The organism is uncultured Dysosmobacter sp., assembly GCF_947631165.1.
GTDB lineage: Bacteria > Bacillota > Clostridia > Oscillospirales > Oscillospiraceae > Oscillibacter.
Genome location: NZ_CANRKH010000012.1, coordinates 1 through 12,900 on the forward strand (window position 1 = coordinate 1; position 12,900 = coordinate 12,900).

Here is a 12,900-nt window from a genome sequence, read left to right on the forward strand (position 1 = left end):
TGCGGCGCAATGACTTTGCTGTTTTTCTTTATATAAAAAGTGACAGACCCCCCTTGGCGGTCTGTCAACTTATCTTGGTGGACCCAGGCAGAGCTTAAACGAACCAAGGTCAGACGGTGCGCTGTCCACATTGTCGATGGTTTCTTTGTCCAGCGGGATTCTGACGGTGTTCTTTTTCCCGGAGAAGCTGAACACAATTTTCAGCTCGTCATCATAGGCATATACCGCAATCAGGAAAGTATCAAAGAGCTTCGCCTGATACTTCTTGTTGTGGACATCTCCATCACGGAACATCTCCAGGCCGGCAATGATATCCTCTCGGGAAACGGTGATGATGTCGGCGCGGGCGGCAGCGATTTTTGCGGAGATGGCCGACTGCTCCGCCTCCAGCTCCAGCAGCCGCGCCTTGGTCGTTTCGGTGATGATGCCCTGCTCAATGGCTGCCATGATATTCTTGATGCCGCGCTGGGCGGTGGCAAGCTGATCCTGGAGGACGCCGATCTGGCCCTCCTGCTCCCGGCGCTCGTTGTAGGCCACCGTGGAATCGGCAATCCATTCGATGACATCATCTTTCAAGGCATAGTCCCTGATGGCCTGGGCGACCTTCAATTCGATTTCGTCCCGCCGGAGGTTGGCCTTGTCGCAGGTCTTTTCCGTCCGCCTGGTTTGGCAGACATAGTAGTAATGCAGCGCGCCGGATCTGCCCGTGCCGGAGATGCCGGTCATCGGAGCCTTACATTTCCCGCAGAACAGCTTGCCGGTCAGCAGGTAGTCGCCATACATGCGGTGGCGGCCTTGTGGATTCTTTTTCGTTTTGAGCACCTCCTGAACTTTGAAGTACAGCTCGTCGCTCACAATGCGGGGGATGCCGCCCTCTATGCGGACATCGCCGTAGATATAGATTCCCCGGTATCGCTCGTTTGAGATAATTCTTTGGAAACTGGAGCGGCCCCAGTCCCGGCCATATGAGGTCTTTATCCCCCTGGCGTTCAGACTGTTGAAGATATCGACGAACGGCTCCCCGCAGGCCACGCGGGTGTATATCTCCCGGATGACGGCCGCTCGCGGCTCGTCGATGGCATAGTGCAGCGTTTCATCTGCCTTGTACCCATACGGCAGGTGGCCGTTGGCCACCATGCAGTTCGCCGCGTTGTCATAGAGGCCGCGCTTGATATCCTCGGCCATGTTCTCGCTGTAAAACTGGTTGACATTCATCATCGACCTGGCGGCAAACCGGCCAGCGGCGGTGTCGTCGAAGTCCTCTTCCACATACAGGACGCGGACGCCCATATCCTGAAGCCTGGCTTCGTTGATCAAGGCCTCCAGCATATTCCGCCCCATGCGGTTGGACTTCCAGGATATCACATAGTGAAACTTCCCCTTTGCGGCGTCAGCCATCATGCGCTGGAAGTCGCGGCGCTTATCGGTGCGGCCTGAGACGGCGCGGTCGGCATAGGTGTCGACAATCTTGATACCATACTCTGCGGCCAGCTCATACCCTTTCTCAAACTGCTGCTCAATGGAGATGTCCTTTTGGCTGTGGCTGCTATACCGGCCATAGAGGACTCCGGGCTCTTCGACCTCCAGCTTTTTCCCTCGCTTCGGTTTTGCCGGGTGCTTCGGCTTTCCGGCCAACGGCGCCACCCCCTTTCTACTACCAGGTACTTAATCGAAATTCAAAACAGAAACAGTTTCAGACACAGCTCCAGTTACAGATAACAGATACAGGAACAGTGCGCGCCCGCGCGCCCGCGCGCGTGTATCGCTACGATATGAAACCGGATAAATCATTTTCTGCACCCTTATCCATACGGTATATAACCGTTTGAATAGGGTATGTTCAATCCTCGTATTCTACATAAGCGTATGTGCCATCATCATTTGAAGCGATGTACCCATATGGAGTGACCGACACCCCCTTGTAAGTTATCTCCCCATAAACAGCATTTGAGGCGCTGCATCCGTAATAGGTGACACCCGTACCATCATCAAAAATGAGGCCGTACAATTCAATTCGGCCGCTGGAAAGAGCGATGTGGTCTAAAAAGGCCGCATAATCTTCCGGGCTGGCCGCCAGTGCGTCATCTTTGCTCACTGTTATGGTGCGGCTGATTCCACCGCCCGATGTCGAATAACTCTCCTCTTTGGCATCCAAAAAAACATTTCCGGTCAATTCTTCCGAGGGCTGCTCTGGCGGGTTCTGCGCCTGGGATTCGGTGTTCCCGCAAGCGCATAGAGAAAGAATCGCCAAAACAAGGATTCCGGCAAGGGTAACTTTTCTCATAAAACCAACTCCCAAGTATAAATTAACAGATTCGCCCGTATATAGGATACTATGTGTCGTTGTCAGTCGAAAGTTATAAAATTACTTTTATGCCCGCGACGGCTATATTCAAGATATAATATCCATGCACCGATAGAAACTTAGAAAAGGAAATGAGGAAAAATGACGGACATGAAATCTTTGCTCTTGGAAATTGAGGCCTTATCGCCGGACAGCAGGAAAAAACTACTTACTTATCTTCGCTTCGTGACAGGAAACGAAGATACTCCGTCGCAGCATGAATCTTATCAGAAGGAAGCTCGGCCAACAAATGAATAATCTCATTTAGAACCTCGTCATCAGTCATGGTGACGGGGCTTTCTTTTCCCAGCATTTCGTCCAAAGATACCCCAAGCTGATCTGCAAGGTGGCAGGCACAGTCGAACGACAAGGATATTGTTCCGTCTATAATCAAACCGACTTCGTAGAGGTTGATGCCGGCAGCAGCCAGGTCAGCCTTGCTCCGAGAGTTGATGATTCGGCTCAGATTATCGCGGAAGATGCGAGAGTTTTCGCCGGAGTCTACCCGGCCAATGAGGAAGTCTGTGCTCACATTGAACACATCGGCAAGGGTTTCAAGCGTTTCCCTGCTGGGCATTCTGCTGCCAGATTCGAGCATGCCGACTGTGCTGCGGGACATCTTTATCTTTTGAGATAGCTCTTCCTGGGAAAGCCCGTCCCTTTTTCTCAGGTACACAAGGTTGTCAGAAAACTTACTCATAAAACTCCCTCCCCTTGCAGGGTATCACAAAGCGTGACAAAAGTAAAGAGCCAAAATTAATTTTTGTCACAAAAAGTGTTGACAAAGGACCAGGCCTGTGTTAATCTTGGATTGTCACCTGATGTGACAATTTAGAAAGGGGGTGCGTACATTGGACATCGGGAAAAGACTTAAAGACCTGCGTGGAAGCAGGAACAGGGACAAGGTCGCGGCAGACATCGGTGTCTCAAGCTCTGCGCTTGGGATGTATGAGAGCAATAAGCGTGTGCCGCGCGACGACATCAAGAGGAGGATTGCTGATTATTATGGCGTGACCATTCAGCAACTTTTTTTTGATGAAGAATGTCACTTGATGTGACAATCGGAGGTAGCTATGGATTTGTACGCACGAAAAAGAAGCCTGCTTACGCTTGATGAAATCGAAGCGATTTTCAACCGAATTGAGGCCTTCGATTTCAACGGCTCCAAAATCCGCGCCGTTGCCGATAGGGGCGAAACCTGGATTGTGTTTGCGGATATCTGCAAAGCTCTGGGGTATCAGAACCCAAACCACGAAAGCAAACGGATTGCGACGGAAGAAAAATGCAAACTGGATATCGGCATCAAAAATACGCTTGTGGTTTGTGTAAACTTTCGTGGTCTGCGCAGTTTCGCTCTCCTTTCGGGCAAAGGTCAGGCGATGGAGCTGTATCGCTGGGCGGCAAAGGAAATCTTCAGGAGGTGACACTATGGAAAATGCGCGGTACATATCGCCCCGGGAAGAGGGGCAGGAGGCAGATGTCATCTGCATCGACACTTCGCTTATCCCCGATTCGGTCAGGGACGGTCTGGCCGCGGCAACGCTGGACCTGATTCACGATATCCTGCGGCAGCCGGGAGGTCGTGAAGCGATGGACGCGAAGATCGCTGCCAGAAAGGCGGCTGCGGCCGCAAGATGAAAGGAGCAATTTTATGAAAGCAGGCAGAACGCTTCAAGAGCTGGCCATTGAGTTGGATCGGCAGCGGACGGCCAAAAAGGACTTCATCGTTACCACCGGCGCCATGCACATGACCGCCGGAGACGGGCCGGCCACGCTGGATGTCGGCACGCCGGAAACGGGAATCGTCCCGTATGGCGTCAACGATATCGCGCACCGTCAGCTCGGTCAGTTCCTCAAAATCCCCGCGCCCTACTACGATAGGATGCGCACCGACTTCCCCGACCTCCTGGCCGAGAATGTCAACGGTTGGCTCACCCGTACCCCCGACACTCCCCGCATGCTGCGGACTCTGGACGGCGTTGCCCGGGCGTTCCTCTCGGACAAGTACCGGCGCATCGACAATTTTGAGATTGCCAGCGCCGTCCTCCCCATCATCAGCTCCATCGACAGCGCCACGGTGGAGAGCTGCGAGCTGACGGACAGCCGAATGTATATCAAGGTCGTTGACCCCAAGACCACGGCCGAGATTCAGAAGGGCGATGTCGTGCAGGCCGGCGTGGTCATCACCAATTCCGAGGTCGGCATGGGCAGCGTTAGTGTGAGCCCGCTGGTGTATCGGCTGGTATGTTCCAACGGCATGATCGCCCAGGACAATGCGGTGCGGAAATACCATGTGGGCCGGACTAACACGGCCGGCGATGATTTCAGCATCTACCGGGACGAAACTATCCAGGCAGACGACAAGGCTTTCCTGATGAAGCTGGAGGACTCCGTCCGGGCCGCTGTCAGTCAGGCGCATTTCAGCCGGATCGTGGACAAGATGCGCGAGGCCACCGAAGCGAAGCTGAAGCCGGCCACCGTCCCCAAGGTGGTGGAGTTGGCCGCCAAGGAATACGGCTTCACGGAAGTCGAGGGCAAGGGAATCCTGGGGCATCTGATTGCCGGTGGAGACCTCTCCCTCTATGGCCTGGCCAATGCGGTCACCCGCCACGCCCAGGATGTGCCGAGCTATGACCGCGCCACCGACCTGGAGGCGACCGGCTACAAAATCATTACCATGGCGCCGGCCCTCTGGCGTCAGATGGCCGCGCTGTGAAAGGAGGTGCCGAATGCAGTACCGCATCTGTCCCTTTTGCGAGGCGCACCTTGACCCCGGGGAACGGTGCGATTGCAGGGACGAAGAAGGGGCCGCCCCGCTGCAACCGGAACGACCCCAGGTAAAAGTACCCAAGGCAAGTCTACCGCTCTGGCCGGCGAAAGTCAAGGACGGAGGGGTGGCCTATGGCTGAGGAATTGCGAGAGCTGCGCCTGGCCAAGAGCATTCCGGCCAAAGACATGGTCTCCGTTGTCCAGGCCCTGTATCCCAAGTACGACAAAACCGTGCAGAGCAAGTGCGAGAACGGGGACGCCTATGGCGTTGTTCTCCGCCAGGACGCGATGGACGCCCTCTATGCCCGGTTCGCGCCGGAGCTTAAAGAGGCGCTCCAGAGGCGCAGGAAAGACCGCCACCGCCTGACATGCAGAATATCAGCGCGGTTGGAAAGCGAGCTATTCCAGGCGTTGCAACAGCGCATGGAGGCCGATGGCTACGCCACCGCCCAGGAATGGATTACAGCCATGGCAAAACTCTACACCCAAGGAGGGACGCCATGAATCTGTATGGTATCCCCGACCATCCGGTCATTCAGAACATGGAGCGCACCGGCTACCCCGACGGCAAAGAGCCGAAATACCCGCGCTGCCCTGTCTGCGGCGAGGAATGTGAAACCGTCTACCGAGACCGTTTCGGCGCCTATGTCGGCTGTGACATCTGTATGGAAACCAAAGACGCATGGGAAGTGCCTGAGTGCTTCCCGGAACATGAAAGGAGTATTTGATTATGATTCGCAACCCCAATGATATCCAGGAGGGCGTCAAGAAGATCCGCATGCTGATTGCCGGCTACCCCGGCATCGGCAAGTCCACCCTGGCCCTGTCCGCCCCCAATCCCCTGCACATTGATGTGGACTTCGGCATCGACCGCATCGAGCCGCGCTACCGCAAGCCGTACATCCAGCCCCAGACCTATGACGAGATCCTGGGCGACCTCACCCCCATCAACCTCCAGGACTTTGACACGCTCGTTTTCGACACCGGCGGGAAGCTGATCTCCCTCATGTCCATCTGGGCCATCAAGAAAGACCCCAAGAATGGAAAGCGGGACGGCTCCCTCTCCCTTCCTGGTTATGGCGTCGTGGGCCGTGAGTTCGTCCGTCTGATGGACTACTGCTTTTACGAGCTCCAGAAGAACATTGTCATCGTGTTCCACGCCACGGAGGAAAAGGACGGCGATAATACCAGGCTGCGCATCAAGGTAGAGGGACAGACCAAAAACAATGTCTGGGAGCCGATGGACCTGGGCGGCTTCGTCGAGATCTACGGCAACGACCGCACCATCGGCTTCTCCAACTGCGAGCGGTACTTCGCCAAGGGCACCAGGGGCATCAACGGTATCCGCAAAATCCCCGCGCTCGGGCCGACCAGCCCCAACGACTTCCTGACCAAGCTCTTTGACGAGTATAACGCCCGCGCGGTGGCGGAGGTCCAGAAGAACGCCGAGCAGCAGGCCATCTATGAGGCCGCTATGGTCGAGGGCAGCTCCATCATCGCCGGGATCACCGACGCCGACACCGCCAACGCTGCCATGCCCAAGTACAAGGCCATCAAGCACGCGCTGACCTCCAACAAGGAGCTGGGTGTCATCTGGAACAACAAAATCAAGGAGCTGGGCTTGATGTTCGATAAGGTGCTTGGCAAGTACACCCCGGCTCCGCCTGCGGAGGGGGCGAAGTAATGGCCCGATACCTGATGACGCACTCCCTCCTGGCCGCCTGGATCTATGCCCTCAAAGAGAATCCCTATGAGGATTTGACGACAGACCGTGACCCAGCAGCCGATTTCATGCGGACTCTCCGGCGCGAGCCTATCCCGCCGACGGAAGCGATGCAGAACGGCAACGACTTTGAGTCCCTGGTGACGCGGATTGTTTATGGCCGGGCTGCGGCGGGCGAGCAGTGGTACGATGCCGCCGCGAAAATCGCCGGCCGTGTCCGCGGCGGGGTGCCTCAGTACAAGGTCAACAAGACTGTGGAGGTCGGCGGCCTGACCCTGGTGCTGCATGGCCGGCTGGACTGGCTGAAAGCCGGGGAGATCGTTGACATCAAGTTCACCAAGAACTACGCCCCGGGGAAGTTCTACGACAGCACCCAGCACCCCATGTACTTTGAGCTGGTGCCTGAAGCGCAGCAGTTTACCTACCTGGCCAGCAATGGCAGCGCGGTCTGGCCGGAAACCTACCGGCGGGACGAAACCAGGAGCATCATCCCGGACATCCTGGACTTCTTCGACTGGCTGCGCGCGGTTGACCTTATGGCGCTGTACCAGCAGAAGTGGGAGGCCAAATGAGCGGCCCCATGCGTGGGCGGCTGGTAGATTTGTCCCTCGGCCTCAACCGAAAGTACCGCATCACGGTTGAGGTTGATAGGGACTTCCGGGAGGATTTTGACCGCCTAAAAGACGCGGAGCTGGATGTGGAAATCAAGAAGCACCGGGAGAAACGCTCCAAGTCCGCCAACGCCTATTTCCATGTCCTGGTCAACCGGATCGCGGCTGTCCGCGGCGGAAGCGATGACGCCGTCAAAAAGAGCCTCGTGGTCGAGTACGGCGCGCTGGAGAAGGACGCGGACGGGAAAACGGTGGGCTTTAAACTCCCCGCCTCCGTCGATGTGGACAAGATTTATCCCTATGTCCGCTGCTTCGACACCCGCGAGGAAAACGGGAAGCAGTTCCGCTGCTACCTGGTCTACAAGCACACATCCGACATGGACAGCGCGGAAATGGCGCGCCTCATTGACGGGGCCATTGAAGAGGCCCGGGAGCTGGGCATCGAAACAGACACCCCGGAGCAGCTCGCCCGGTACAAAGAGGAGTGGAGCAGAGCATGATGAACTTTAGCAAGATATTCAAAGAGAACGAGCAAGTCACTATCCCGGCAGAGGCCTTTATGCAGCTCGTTTACGAAACGGCCATGTATGGCATTTTGGAGCGGGCCTATGAGGCCGGGGACAAGGAGGAGTTTTCCAGGACGGCCGAAATCGTGTTTGACCCCTACGCCTGCCGCAAACGCTTCTTTTCCGGGCCGGCAGAGGTGGCCGAATGAGGGAAGTCTACTGCGATTACTGCGGCCGGCGGGCTGCGTTCGTGGACAGCAAGGAGATCTATGGCCGCAGCTACGGCATGGTCTACCTGTGCCGCAACTGCGGAGCCTATGTCGGAGTCCACAAGGGCACGGACAAGCCCCTGGGTCGCCTGGCTGACGCGGAGCTGCGCCGGTGGAAGATGGCCGCGCACAATGCCTTTGACCCCATCTGGAAATACGGGAAATTCCGGCACCGTCGGAACGCCGCCTATGCGTGGCTGTCCGAAAAGATGGGCCTCCCGGTCGAGCAGACGCATATCGGCATGTTCGATGTGGCCCAGTGCCAGCAGGTAATTCAAATCATGAACAACGAAAGGAGATTCCAAAATGATTAACTTTGACGAATCCGAACTCCGCCCCATCAGCGAGGGCGAAACCTGTATCTGCATGGATCGTATCTTTATCCCCATGGCTCGGTATGAGCAGCTGCTGCGGGCCGAGACGGAGCTGAATGTCCTGGGGGTTGTCATCGAGGACGGCCCGTCCTACCGGGTCGACGAGATCTACAAGGCCATCAAAAAGGCCAGGGAGAAGGCGGCGAGCCAGGTCGTGACGGTCAAGCTGCCGGAGGAGGGCGAGGACGGTGCTGAATAAAATCGTCCTCATGGGCCGCTTGACCCGCGACCCGGAGCTGAGGCACACACAGAGCGACACCGCCGTTGCTTCGTTCTCCCTGGCAGTTGACCGGGACTTCAAGGATTCGAGCGGGGAGCGCCAGACGGACTTTATCGACTGCGTGGCGTGGAGATCCACGGCGGAATTTGCCGCCAAGTATTTCTCCAAGGGCCGGATGGCCGTAGTCGCCGGGCGGCTCCAGCTGCGGGACTGGCAAGACCGGGACGGCAACAAGCGCCGCAGCGCAGAGGTCGTCGTCGAGAACATGTACTTCGGCGACAGCAAGCGCGACAGTGACGGCGCACCGTCTGGCGGCTACGCCCCCCAGGGCGGCGGCTATCCGTCCGCCGGGGGATACCCCCAGGGCGGCGGCTATCCGTCCGCCGGGGGATACCCCCAGGCCGGAGGATACGGAGGGCCACCCGCCGGCGGGTATCCGAGTCCCGACTATGGAGAGGGTTTCACCGAGATAGAGGACGACGGGGATTTGCCATTCTGATATTCCTCCATAAAGGAGGTGACCCGAGATGGCCAAATACCGGAATATCAGCATGAACTTCTGGACGGACACCAAAGTGGTGGACGATTTTACCCCCGAGGACAGGTACATCTATCTCTACTGCATGACTAACCCGCACACCAATCTGTGCGGCTGTTACGAGGTCAGCATTAGGCAGATAGCCAACGAGACCGGGTACAACACGGATTCGGTTGAACGCCTGCTACGGCGCCTGGACGGGACGCACAATGTAATTCGGTACAGCGCCCCGACAAAGGAGCTGCTGGTGTTGAACTGGTACCGCTACAACTGGACGGGCTCCGAGAAGATTACAAAGCCCCTGCTGGAAGAGATCCGCAAGGTCAAGTGCGAGGGCTTCAGAGCGTACCTGGCCAAACGCTATAACGAGCGCCCCGGCGTCGACACCCCGTATATCCCGGAGAACGACACCCGCCAAGAGGACACCCGGCATAAGTATGGCGCCTACGGCTGGGTGCGGCTGACCGATGACCAATATGCCGCCCTGCTCTCCGATATGAGCGAGGAAGAACTGACCCGCTGCATCACCTATGTGGACGAGAGCGCGCAGGCCACAGGGAACAAGAACAAGTGGAAGGACTGGAACCTGGTCCTGCGCAAATGCCACCGGGACAGATGGGGTATCTCCCGCAGCGGAGGCGGCCAGCCGGCGGCAAGCGCCGGAGCCATGAGCGACCTGGAGCAGCTGCACTCCATGTATGGAGCTGACGACCTATGACCCACAGGGAGATGACAGAAATCTTTGCCGTGCTTCTCCTGGCCTACCCAAACGCCGAGATATTCAAGGGCGGCATCAAGAAGCTCGCGCCGACCATCAATCTGTGGGTCACATGCCTCCCCGATGTGGATTTTTGGACAGGCCAGCAGGCTGTGGTCAAGCTGTGCCGGGAGTGCAAGTTTCCTCCCACCATAGCCGAGTTCAAGGCCAAGGCCGATGAAGTCAAGGCGGAGATCCGGCAAAAGGTCAGTAGTGCCTGGGGGATGCTGCGGCTGCCGCTGGACTTGGGCGACACCCCGGAGATGGTCTACGCAAAAGCGCCCGATTCCGTTCGCGCCGCGATTGACAGCATGGGCGGCCCCGACAAGCTGATCACCACAGAAGTCCACACCTTCGGGGATGGGCACACAGAGACCGTTGAGGTCTACAACCACAAAGGCTTTGCCCAGGCCTATGAGATTTTGCTTCGCGGGGAAAACGCGCTGACCGGCGGCACACAGGACGCCCACGCCATCGCCCCGCCCCGGAAGCAGTTAGGAGGTAAATGATGCACAGAAAAAGGACAAGGCGGCCTCTCGCGCCGCTTATCGCTCTTGTCGCCCTCGTCGCGGCGCTGAGCGTGCTTATCGGATTCCGCTGCAGAGATGACACGCCAGCGCCGGCGCCGGAGGCGACCCAAACCGGCAACTTAGAAATTGCAGACGCCGTAACGCTTTTGCTCCCCGAAACCACCGCTCCAGTCGTATCCAGTCAAGTAACCAGTCAAGAAGCAGACGCGGACGCCGAGGCGGTTGAGATCCTGACGAAGCTGGTCTACGGAGAGGCGGGCATCTGCTCCACCACCGAACAGGCCGCCGTCGTATGGTGCGTCCTCAATCGTGTTGACGCTGGTGGAGGGGACATAATCGCCGTTGCAACGGCCCCAAATCAGTTTTACGGATACAGGCCGAGTAATCCTGTGCCCCCCGACATCGAGGCGCTTGTGCGCGATGTACTGGCCCGCTGGCGGGCAGAAGATTCCTGCATCGGCAGCGTGGGCCGGGTGCTTCCCCCCGAGTACATGTGGTTTAGTGGAGATGGGACGCACAATTATTTCCGCTCCGCCTACCGGGGCGGCACTCAATGGGACTGGAGCTTACCCAGCCCGTATGAGGAGGGGTGACGATGGACCGACTGATCTCCGTCCTTTACAGCGCGGCTATGTGCCTGATCCTGGGCGCGGCGCTGTGTGCCGATGGTCTGGCAGAGCTGCCGCACGGATTCATAATCCTCTTCGCGGTTGTCGGTGTCGCCGGGGCGATGGTGCTGGCCGCCAACAAGCTTGAGGACGCAGCCGCCCGGGGGCGAAGGGGGCGCAGACGGTGAGCCAAAAGAAAGACCCGCGCCGGCAGCTGCTCGGGAAGCTGGCCAAGGCGCGCGGCAAGCAGTTTGAGGACCGCCTGACTGCGAGCTTCGAGTATTACAAAGACAAGGGCTTTGCCATTGTCGAAAAGACCCCGGAGCCTATGCGACCGACTAAGAGCCTGGGAAACGGCAAGTTTATCGCTTACTTCGAGAAGCAGGCGCAGCCGGACTACAAGGGCGTCATCAAGGGCGGCCGCGCGGTCATGTTCGAGGCCAAATTCACCACCGCAGACCGCATCGAGCAGAGCCGGGTGCTGCCGATCCAGGCGGAGTACATGGACAAGCACACCCGCCTGGGGGCGCGGTGCTTCGTCCTGGTCGGCTTCATGTCCGGCGAGGTCTATCGTGTCCCCTGGCAAGAATGGGCGGCCATGAAGGAGCTGCACGGCCGGAAGTATATCACCGAGGCAGAGTTAGAAAACCACCGAGTACAGACAGCGTGGAACGGCACGCTACTGATTTTAAGCTGAAAGGAGCTTGTGTAAAAATGAGTGAAATTTCCATGTATGAGGCCCAGAAAAAGAAGATGCAGGGGCTGTGCGACGAGCATGACCTGGTCTATCGCTTCGCCAAGGACAAGTATCCCATCGTGTTCACCATTCGCCCGGCCCAGGGCATGGACGCTCAGATCTCCATGCTGGAGAATGTGGAGGAAGTCGGATACCGCAGTCCCGACGCCTCCATGTCTTGGATTTTCGAGGACGGCGTCCTCACCACCAAGGTCACCGGCGGCACATTCACCATCTCCAAGGTGCTGCGCACCAAGATTGAGTCCATCCTGGTCAAGATGATCACCTACTGGCAGCAGTTCTTCTTCCGGGATGTGCTGGAGAAGAACGCGCTGCGCAGCGGCCTGATGCCTGTCATCGACGAGGACGAGGCCAACGACCCGCCCGACGGCGCGGAGCCGCTGGAGGAATTCGACGATGACGAGGACGCTCAGCTGGTCGATGACGACGAGGATCTTCTGGCCGACGATGACCCGCGCATCGCGGAGGCCATCGCCGTTGTCCGGGCCGAGAACAAGGCCACCACCGCCCTGCTCCAGCGCCGGCTGAATATCGGCTATGCCGAATCCGCCCGGATCATGAACACGCTGGAGGATATGGGCGTGGTCGGTCCCTACAACGGCGGCAACCCCCGGGAGGTGCTTCCGGCGGACGAGCCTGACGAGGAGGGTGCCGACAATGAGTAACACCCGCATGGTGTCGAAATTCACCGACCAGGCCGTGGCTGCTGCCGCTCAGATGAAGCGCGAGGACTACAAGGCCGTCAAGCACATGTCCAAGATTGAGCTGACCGCCTACCTGGGGCGCATCTGGCGGCGCGGCTATGAAGCCGGGCTGAAAGCCGGGGCCAAGGCAGCAAACGAGAACGCAGAAAAGGCCCCCTCCGAGGCCGACGGCAGACAGGAGGGGTAAGCA

The 12,900-nt window shown here is 57.9% G+C and carries 23 protein-coding genes; 20 read left to right on the plus strand and 3 right to left on the minus strand.

Annotated elements, in window-relative coordinates:
• Positions 1-69 precede the first annotated feature (69 nt).
• The 3 genes from Q0Z69_RS07440 to Q0Z69_RS07450 all read right to left on the minus strand — a co-directional run bounded on the left by Q0Z69_RS07440 (position 70) and on the right by Q0Z69_RS07450 (position 3,044).
• Positions 70-1,635 (minus strand): recombinase family protein, encoded by a 1,566-nt coding sequence (locus Q0Z69_RS07440; RefSeq protein WP_298031522.1) that lies wholly within the window; start codon positions 1,633-1,635, stop codon positions 70-72.
• A gap of 205 nt (positions 1,636-1,840) precedes the next feature.
• On the minus strand, positions 1,841-2,284 hold the full coding sequence (locus Q0Z69_RS07445; protein WP_298031525.1) for a hypothetical protein: 444 nt from the start codon (positions 2,282-2,284) through the stop codon (positions 1,841-1,843).
• Positions 2,285-2,513: 229 nt separating this feature from the next.
• Complete coding sequence (locus tag Q0Z69_RS07450) at positions 2,514-3,044, minus strand: helix-turn-helix domain-containing protein (protein ID WP_298031528.1); 531 nt, start codon at positions 3,042-3,044, stop codon at positions 2,514-2,516.
• A gap of 151 nt (positions 3,045-3,195) precedes the next feature.
• Here Q0Z69_RS07450 and Q0Z69_RS07455 point away from each other — a divergent pair, with 151 nt between their 5' ends.
• The 20 genes from Q0Z69_RS07455 (at position 3,196) to Q0Z69_RS07550 (ending at position 12,897) form a co-directional block, all read left to right on the plus strand.
• Entirely contained in the window at positions 3,196-3,402 is a 207-nt protein-coding gene (locus tag Q0Z69_RS07455) for a helix-turn-helix transcriptional regulator (RefSeq protein WP_298031531.1), read from the plus strand.
• Positions 3,403-3,417: 15 nt separating this feature from the next.
• On the plus strand, positions 3,418-3,768 hold the full coding sequence (locus tag Q0Z69_RS07460) for a BRO family protein (RefSeq protein WP_298031533.1): 351 nt from the start codon (positions 3,418-3,420) through the stop codon (positions 3,766-3,768).
• 4 nt (positions 3,769-3,772) lie between these two features.
• Positions 3,773-3,982: a hypothetical protein gene (locus tag Q0Z69_RS07465; RefSeq protein ID WP_298031536.1), complete on the plus strand. Its 210-nt coding sequence runs from the start codon at positions 3,773-3,775 to the stop codon at positions 3,980-3,982.
• 13 nt (positions 3,983-3,995) lie between these two features.
• Positions 3,996-5,060, plus strand: coding sequence for a DUF932 domain-containing protein (locus Q0Z69_RS07470; protein WP_298031539.1), 1,065 nt, complete (start codon positions 3,996-3,998; stop codon positions 5,058-5,060).
• A 185-nt stretch (positions 5,061-5,245) separates the two neighbouring features.
• Entirely contained in the window at positions 5,246-5,617 is a 372-nt protein-coding gene (locus Q0Z69_RS07475; RefSeq protein WP_298031541.1) for a hypothetical protein, read from the plus strand.
• Positions 5,614-5,841: a hypothetical protein gene (locus Q0Z69_RS07480; protein ID WP_298031543.1), complete on the plus strand. Its 228-nt coding sequence runs from the start codon at positions 5,614-5,616 to the stop codon at positions 5,839-5,841. Before Q0Z69_RS07475 ends, Q0Z69_RS07480 begins: the two co-directional genes overlap by 4 nt.
• 2 nt (positions 5,842-5,843) lie before the next feature.
• A complete protein-coding gene (locus Q0Z69_RS07485) occupies positions 5,844-6,797 on the plus strand; it encodes an ATP-binding protein (RefSeq protein WP_298031546.1) in 954 nt (317 codons plus the stop codon).
• Positions 6,797-7,408, plus strand: a complete 612-nt coding sequence (locus tag Q0Z69_RS07490; protein WP_298031549.1) for a hypothetical protein — start codon at positions 6,797-6,799, stop codon at positions 7,406-7,408. Before Q0Z69_RS07485 ends, Q0Z69_RS07490 begins: the two co-directional genes overlap by 1 nt.
• Positions 7,405-7,947 carry a hypothetical protein gene (locus tag Q0Z69_RS07495; RefSeq protein ID WP_298031551.1) on the plus strand — a complete coding sequence of 181 codons (543 nt, stop codon included), beginning with the start codon at positions 7,405-7,407 and terminating at the stop codon, positions 7,945-7,947. Before Q0Z69_RS07490 ends, Q0Z69_RS07495 begins: the two co-directional genes overlap by 4 nt.
• Positions 7,944-8,162 carry a hypothetical protein gene (locus Q0Z69_RS07500; RefSeq protein ID WP_298031555.1) on the plus strand — a complete coding sequence of 73 codons (219 nt, stop codon included), beginning with the start codon at positions 7,944-7,946 and terminating at the stop codon, positions 8,160-8,162. Before Q0Z69_RS07495 ends, Q0Z69_RS07500 begins: the two co-directional genes overlap by 4 nt.
• On the plus strand, positions 8,159-8,536 hold the full coding sequence (locus Q0Z69_RS07505; protein WP_298031558.1) for a DUF3268 family zinc-finger domain-containing protein: 378 nt from the start codon (positions 8,159-8,161) through the stop codon (positions 8,534-8,536). The genes Q0Z69_RS07500 and Q0Z69_RS07505 overlap by 4 nt, the downstream gene beginning before the upstream one ends.
• Entirely contained in the window at positions 8,529-8,795 is a 267-nt protein-coding gene (locus tag Q0Z69_RS07510; RefSeq protein WP_298031561.1) for a hypothetical protein, read from the plus strand. The genes Q0Z69_RS07505 and Q0Z69_RS07510 overlap by 8 nt, the downstream gene beginning before the upstream one ends.
• Positions 8,785-9,315 (plus strand): single-stranded DNA-binding protein, encoded by a 531-nt coding sequence (locus Q0Z69_RS07515; protein WP_298031564.1) that lies wholly within the window; start codon positions 8,785-8,787, stop codon positions 9,313-9,315. Before Q0Z69_RS07510 ends, Q0Z69_RS07515 begins: the two co-directional genes overlap by 11 nt.
• Positions 9,316-9,343: 28 nt before the next feature.
• Complete coding sequence (locus Q0Z69_RS07520) at positions 9,344-10,072, plus strand: hypothetical protein (protein ID WP_298031567.1); 729 nt, start codon at positions 9,344-9,346, stop codon at positions 10,070-10,072.
• A complete protein-coding gene (locus tag Q0Z69_RS07525) occupies positions 10,069-10,620 on the plus strand; it encodes a replicative helicase loader/inhibitor (RefSeq protein WP_298031571.1) in 552 nt (183 codons plus the stop codon). Before Q0Z69_RS07520 ends, Q0Z69_RS07525 begins: the two co-directional genes overlap by 4 nt.
• Before the next feature lie 71 nt (positions 10,621-10,691).
• The gene (locus Q0Z69_RS07530; protein ID WP_298031575.1) at positions 10,692-11,234 is read left to right on the plus strand and encodes a hypothetical protein; all 543 of its coding nucleotides are present in this window, start codon (positions 10,692-10,694) and stop codon (positions 11,232-11,234) included.
• A gap of 2 nt (positions 11,235-11,236) precedes the next feature.
• A complete protein-coding gene (locus Q0Z69_RS07535) occupies positions 11,237-11,437 on the plus strand; it encodes a hypothetical protein (RefSeq protein WP_298031579.1) in 201 nt (66 codons plus the stop codon).
• Positions 11,434-11,946: a Holliday junction resolvase RecU gene (locus Q0Z69_RS07540; RefSeq protein ID WP_298031582.1), complete on the plus strand. Its 513-nt coding sequence runs from the start codon at positions 11,434-11,436 to the stop codon at positions 11,944-11,946. The genes Q0Z69_RS07535 and Q0Z69_RS07540 overlap by 4 nt, the downstream gene beginning before the upstream one ends.
• Before the next feature lie 17 nt (positions 11,947-11,963).
• Positions 11,964-12,671: a DNA translocase FtsK gene (locus Q0Z69_RS07545; RefSeq protein ID WP_298031583.1), complete on the plus strand. Its 708-nt coding sequence runs from the start codon at positions 11,964-11,966 to the stop codon at positions 12,669-12,671.
• Positions 12,664-12,897 carry a hypothetical protein gene (locus tag Q0Z69_RS07550; RefSeq protein WP_298031585.1) on the plus strand — a complete coding sequence of 78 codons (234 nt, stop codon included), beginning with the start codon at positions 12,664-12,666 and terminating at the stop codon, positions 12,895-12,897. The genes Q0Z69_RS07545 and Q0Z69_RS07550 overlap by 8 nt, the downstream gene beginning before the upstream one ends.
• Positions 12,898-12,900: the final 3 nt, after the last annotated feature.

Excerpts from the sequence above, each read along its gene's own strand:
- Q0Z69_RS07445 (WP_298031525.1), bottom strand. The coding sequence starts at position 2,284 with ATGAGAAAAGTTACCCTTGCCGGAATCCTTGTTTTGGCGATTCTTTCT.
- Q0Z69_RS07450 (WP_298031528.1), bottom strand. The coding sequence starts at position 3,044 with ATGAGTAAGTTTTCTGACAACCTTGTGTACCTGAGAAAAAGGGACGGG.
- Q0Z69_RS07460 (WP_298031533.1), top strand. The coding sequence starts at position 3,418 with ATGGATTTGTACGCACGAAAAAGAAGCCTGCTTACGCTTGATGAAATC.
- Q0Z69_RS07465 (WP_298031536.1), top strand. The coding sequence starts at position 3,773 with ATGGAAAATGCGCGGTACATATCGCCCCGGGAAGAGGGGCAGGAGGCA.
- Q0Z69_RS07470 (WP_298031539.1), top strand. The coding sequence starts at position 3,996 with ATGAAAGCAGGCAGAACGCTTCAAGAGCTGGCCATTGAGTTGGATCGG.
- Q0Z69_RS07475 (WP_298031541.1), top strand. The coding sequence starts at position 5,246 with ATGGCTGAGGAATTGCGAGAGCTGCGCCTGGCCAAGAGCATTCCGGCC.
- Q0Z69_RS07480 (WP_298031543.1), top strand. The coding sequence starts at position 5,614 with ATGAATCTGTATGGTATCCCCGACCATCCGGTCATTCAGAACATGGAG.
- Q0Z69_RS07485 (WP_298031546.1), top strand. The coding sequence starts at position 5,844 with ATGATTCGCAACCCCAATGATATCCAGGAGGGCGTCAAGAAGATCCGC.
- Q0Z69_RS07490 (WP_298031549.1), top strand. The coding sequence starts at position 6,797 with ATGGCCCGATACCTGATGACGCACTCCCTCCTGGCCGCCTGGATCTAT.
- Q0Z69_RS07495 (WP_298031551.1), top strand. The coding sequence starts at position 7,405 with ATGAGCGGCCCCATGCGTGGGCGGCTGGTAGATTTGTCCCTCGGCCTC.
- Q0Z69_RS07500 (WP_298031555.1), top strand. The coding sequence starts at position 7,944 with ATGATGAACTTTAGCAAGATATTCAAAGAGAACGAGCAAGTCACTATC.
- Q0Z69_RS07505 (WP_298031558.1), top strand. The coding sequence starts at position 8,159 with ATGAGGGAAGTCTACTGCGATTACTGCGGCCGGCGGGCTGCGTTCGTG.
- Q0Z69_RS07510 (WP_298031561.1), top strand. The coding sequence starts at position 8,529 with ATGATTAACTTTGACGAATCCGAACTCCGCCCCATCAGCGAGGGCGAA.
- Q0Z69_RS07520 (WP_298031567.1), top strand. The coding sequence starts at position 9,344 with ATGGCCAAATACCGGAATATCAGCATGAACTTCTGGACGGACACCAAA.
- Q0Z69_RS07525 (WP_298031571.1), top strand. The coding sequence starts at position 10,069 with ATGACCCACAGGGAGATGACAGAAATCTTTGCCGTGCTTCTCCTGGCC.
- Q0Z69_RS07535 (WP_298031579.1), top strand. The coding sequence starts at position 11,237 with ATGGACCGACTGATCTCCGTCCTTTACAGCGCGGCTATGTGCCTGATC.
- Q0Z69_RS07545 (WP_298031583.1), top strand. The coding sequence starts at position 11,964 with ATGAGTGAAATTTCCATGTATGAGGCCCAGAAAAAGAAGATGCAGGGG.
- Q0Z69_RS07550 (WP_298031585.1), top strand. The coding sequence starts at position 12,664 with ATGAGTAACACCCGCATGGTGTCGAAATTCACCGACCAGGCCGTGGCT.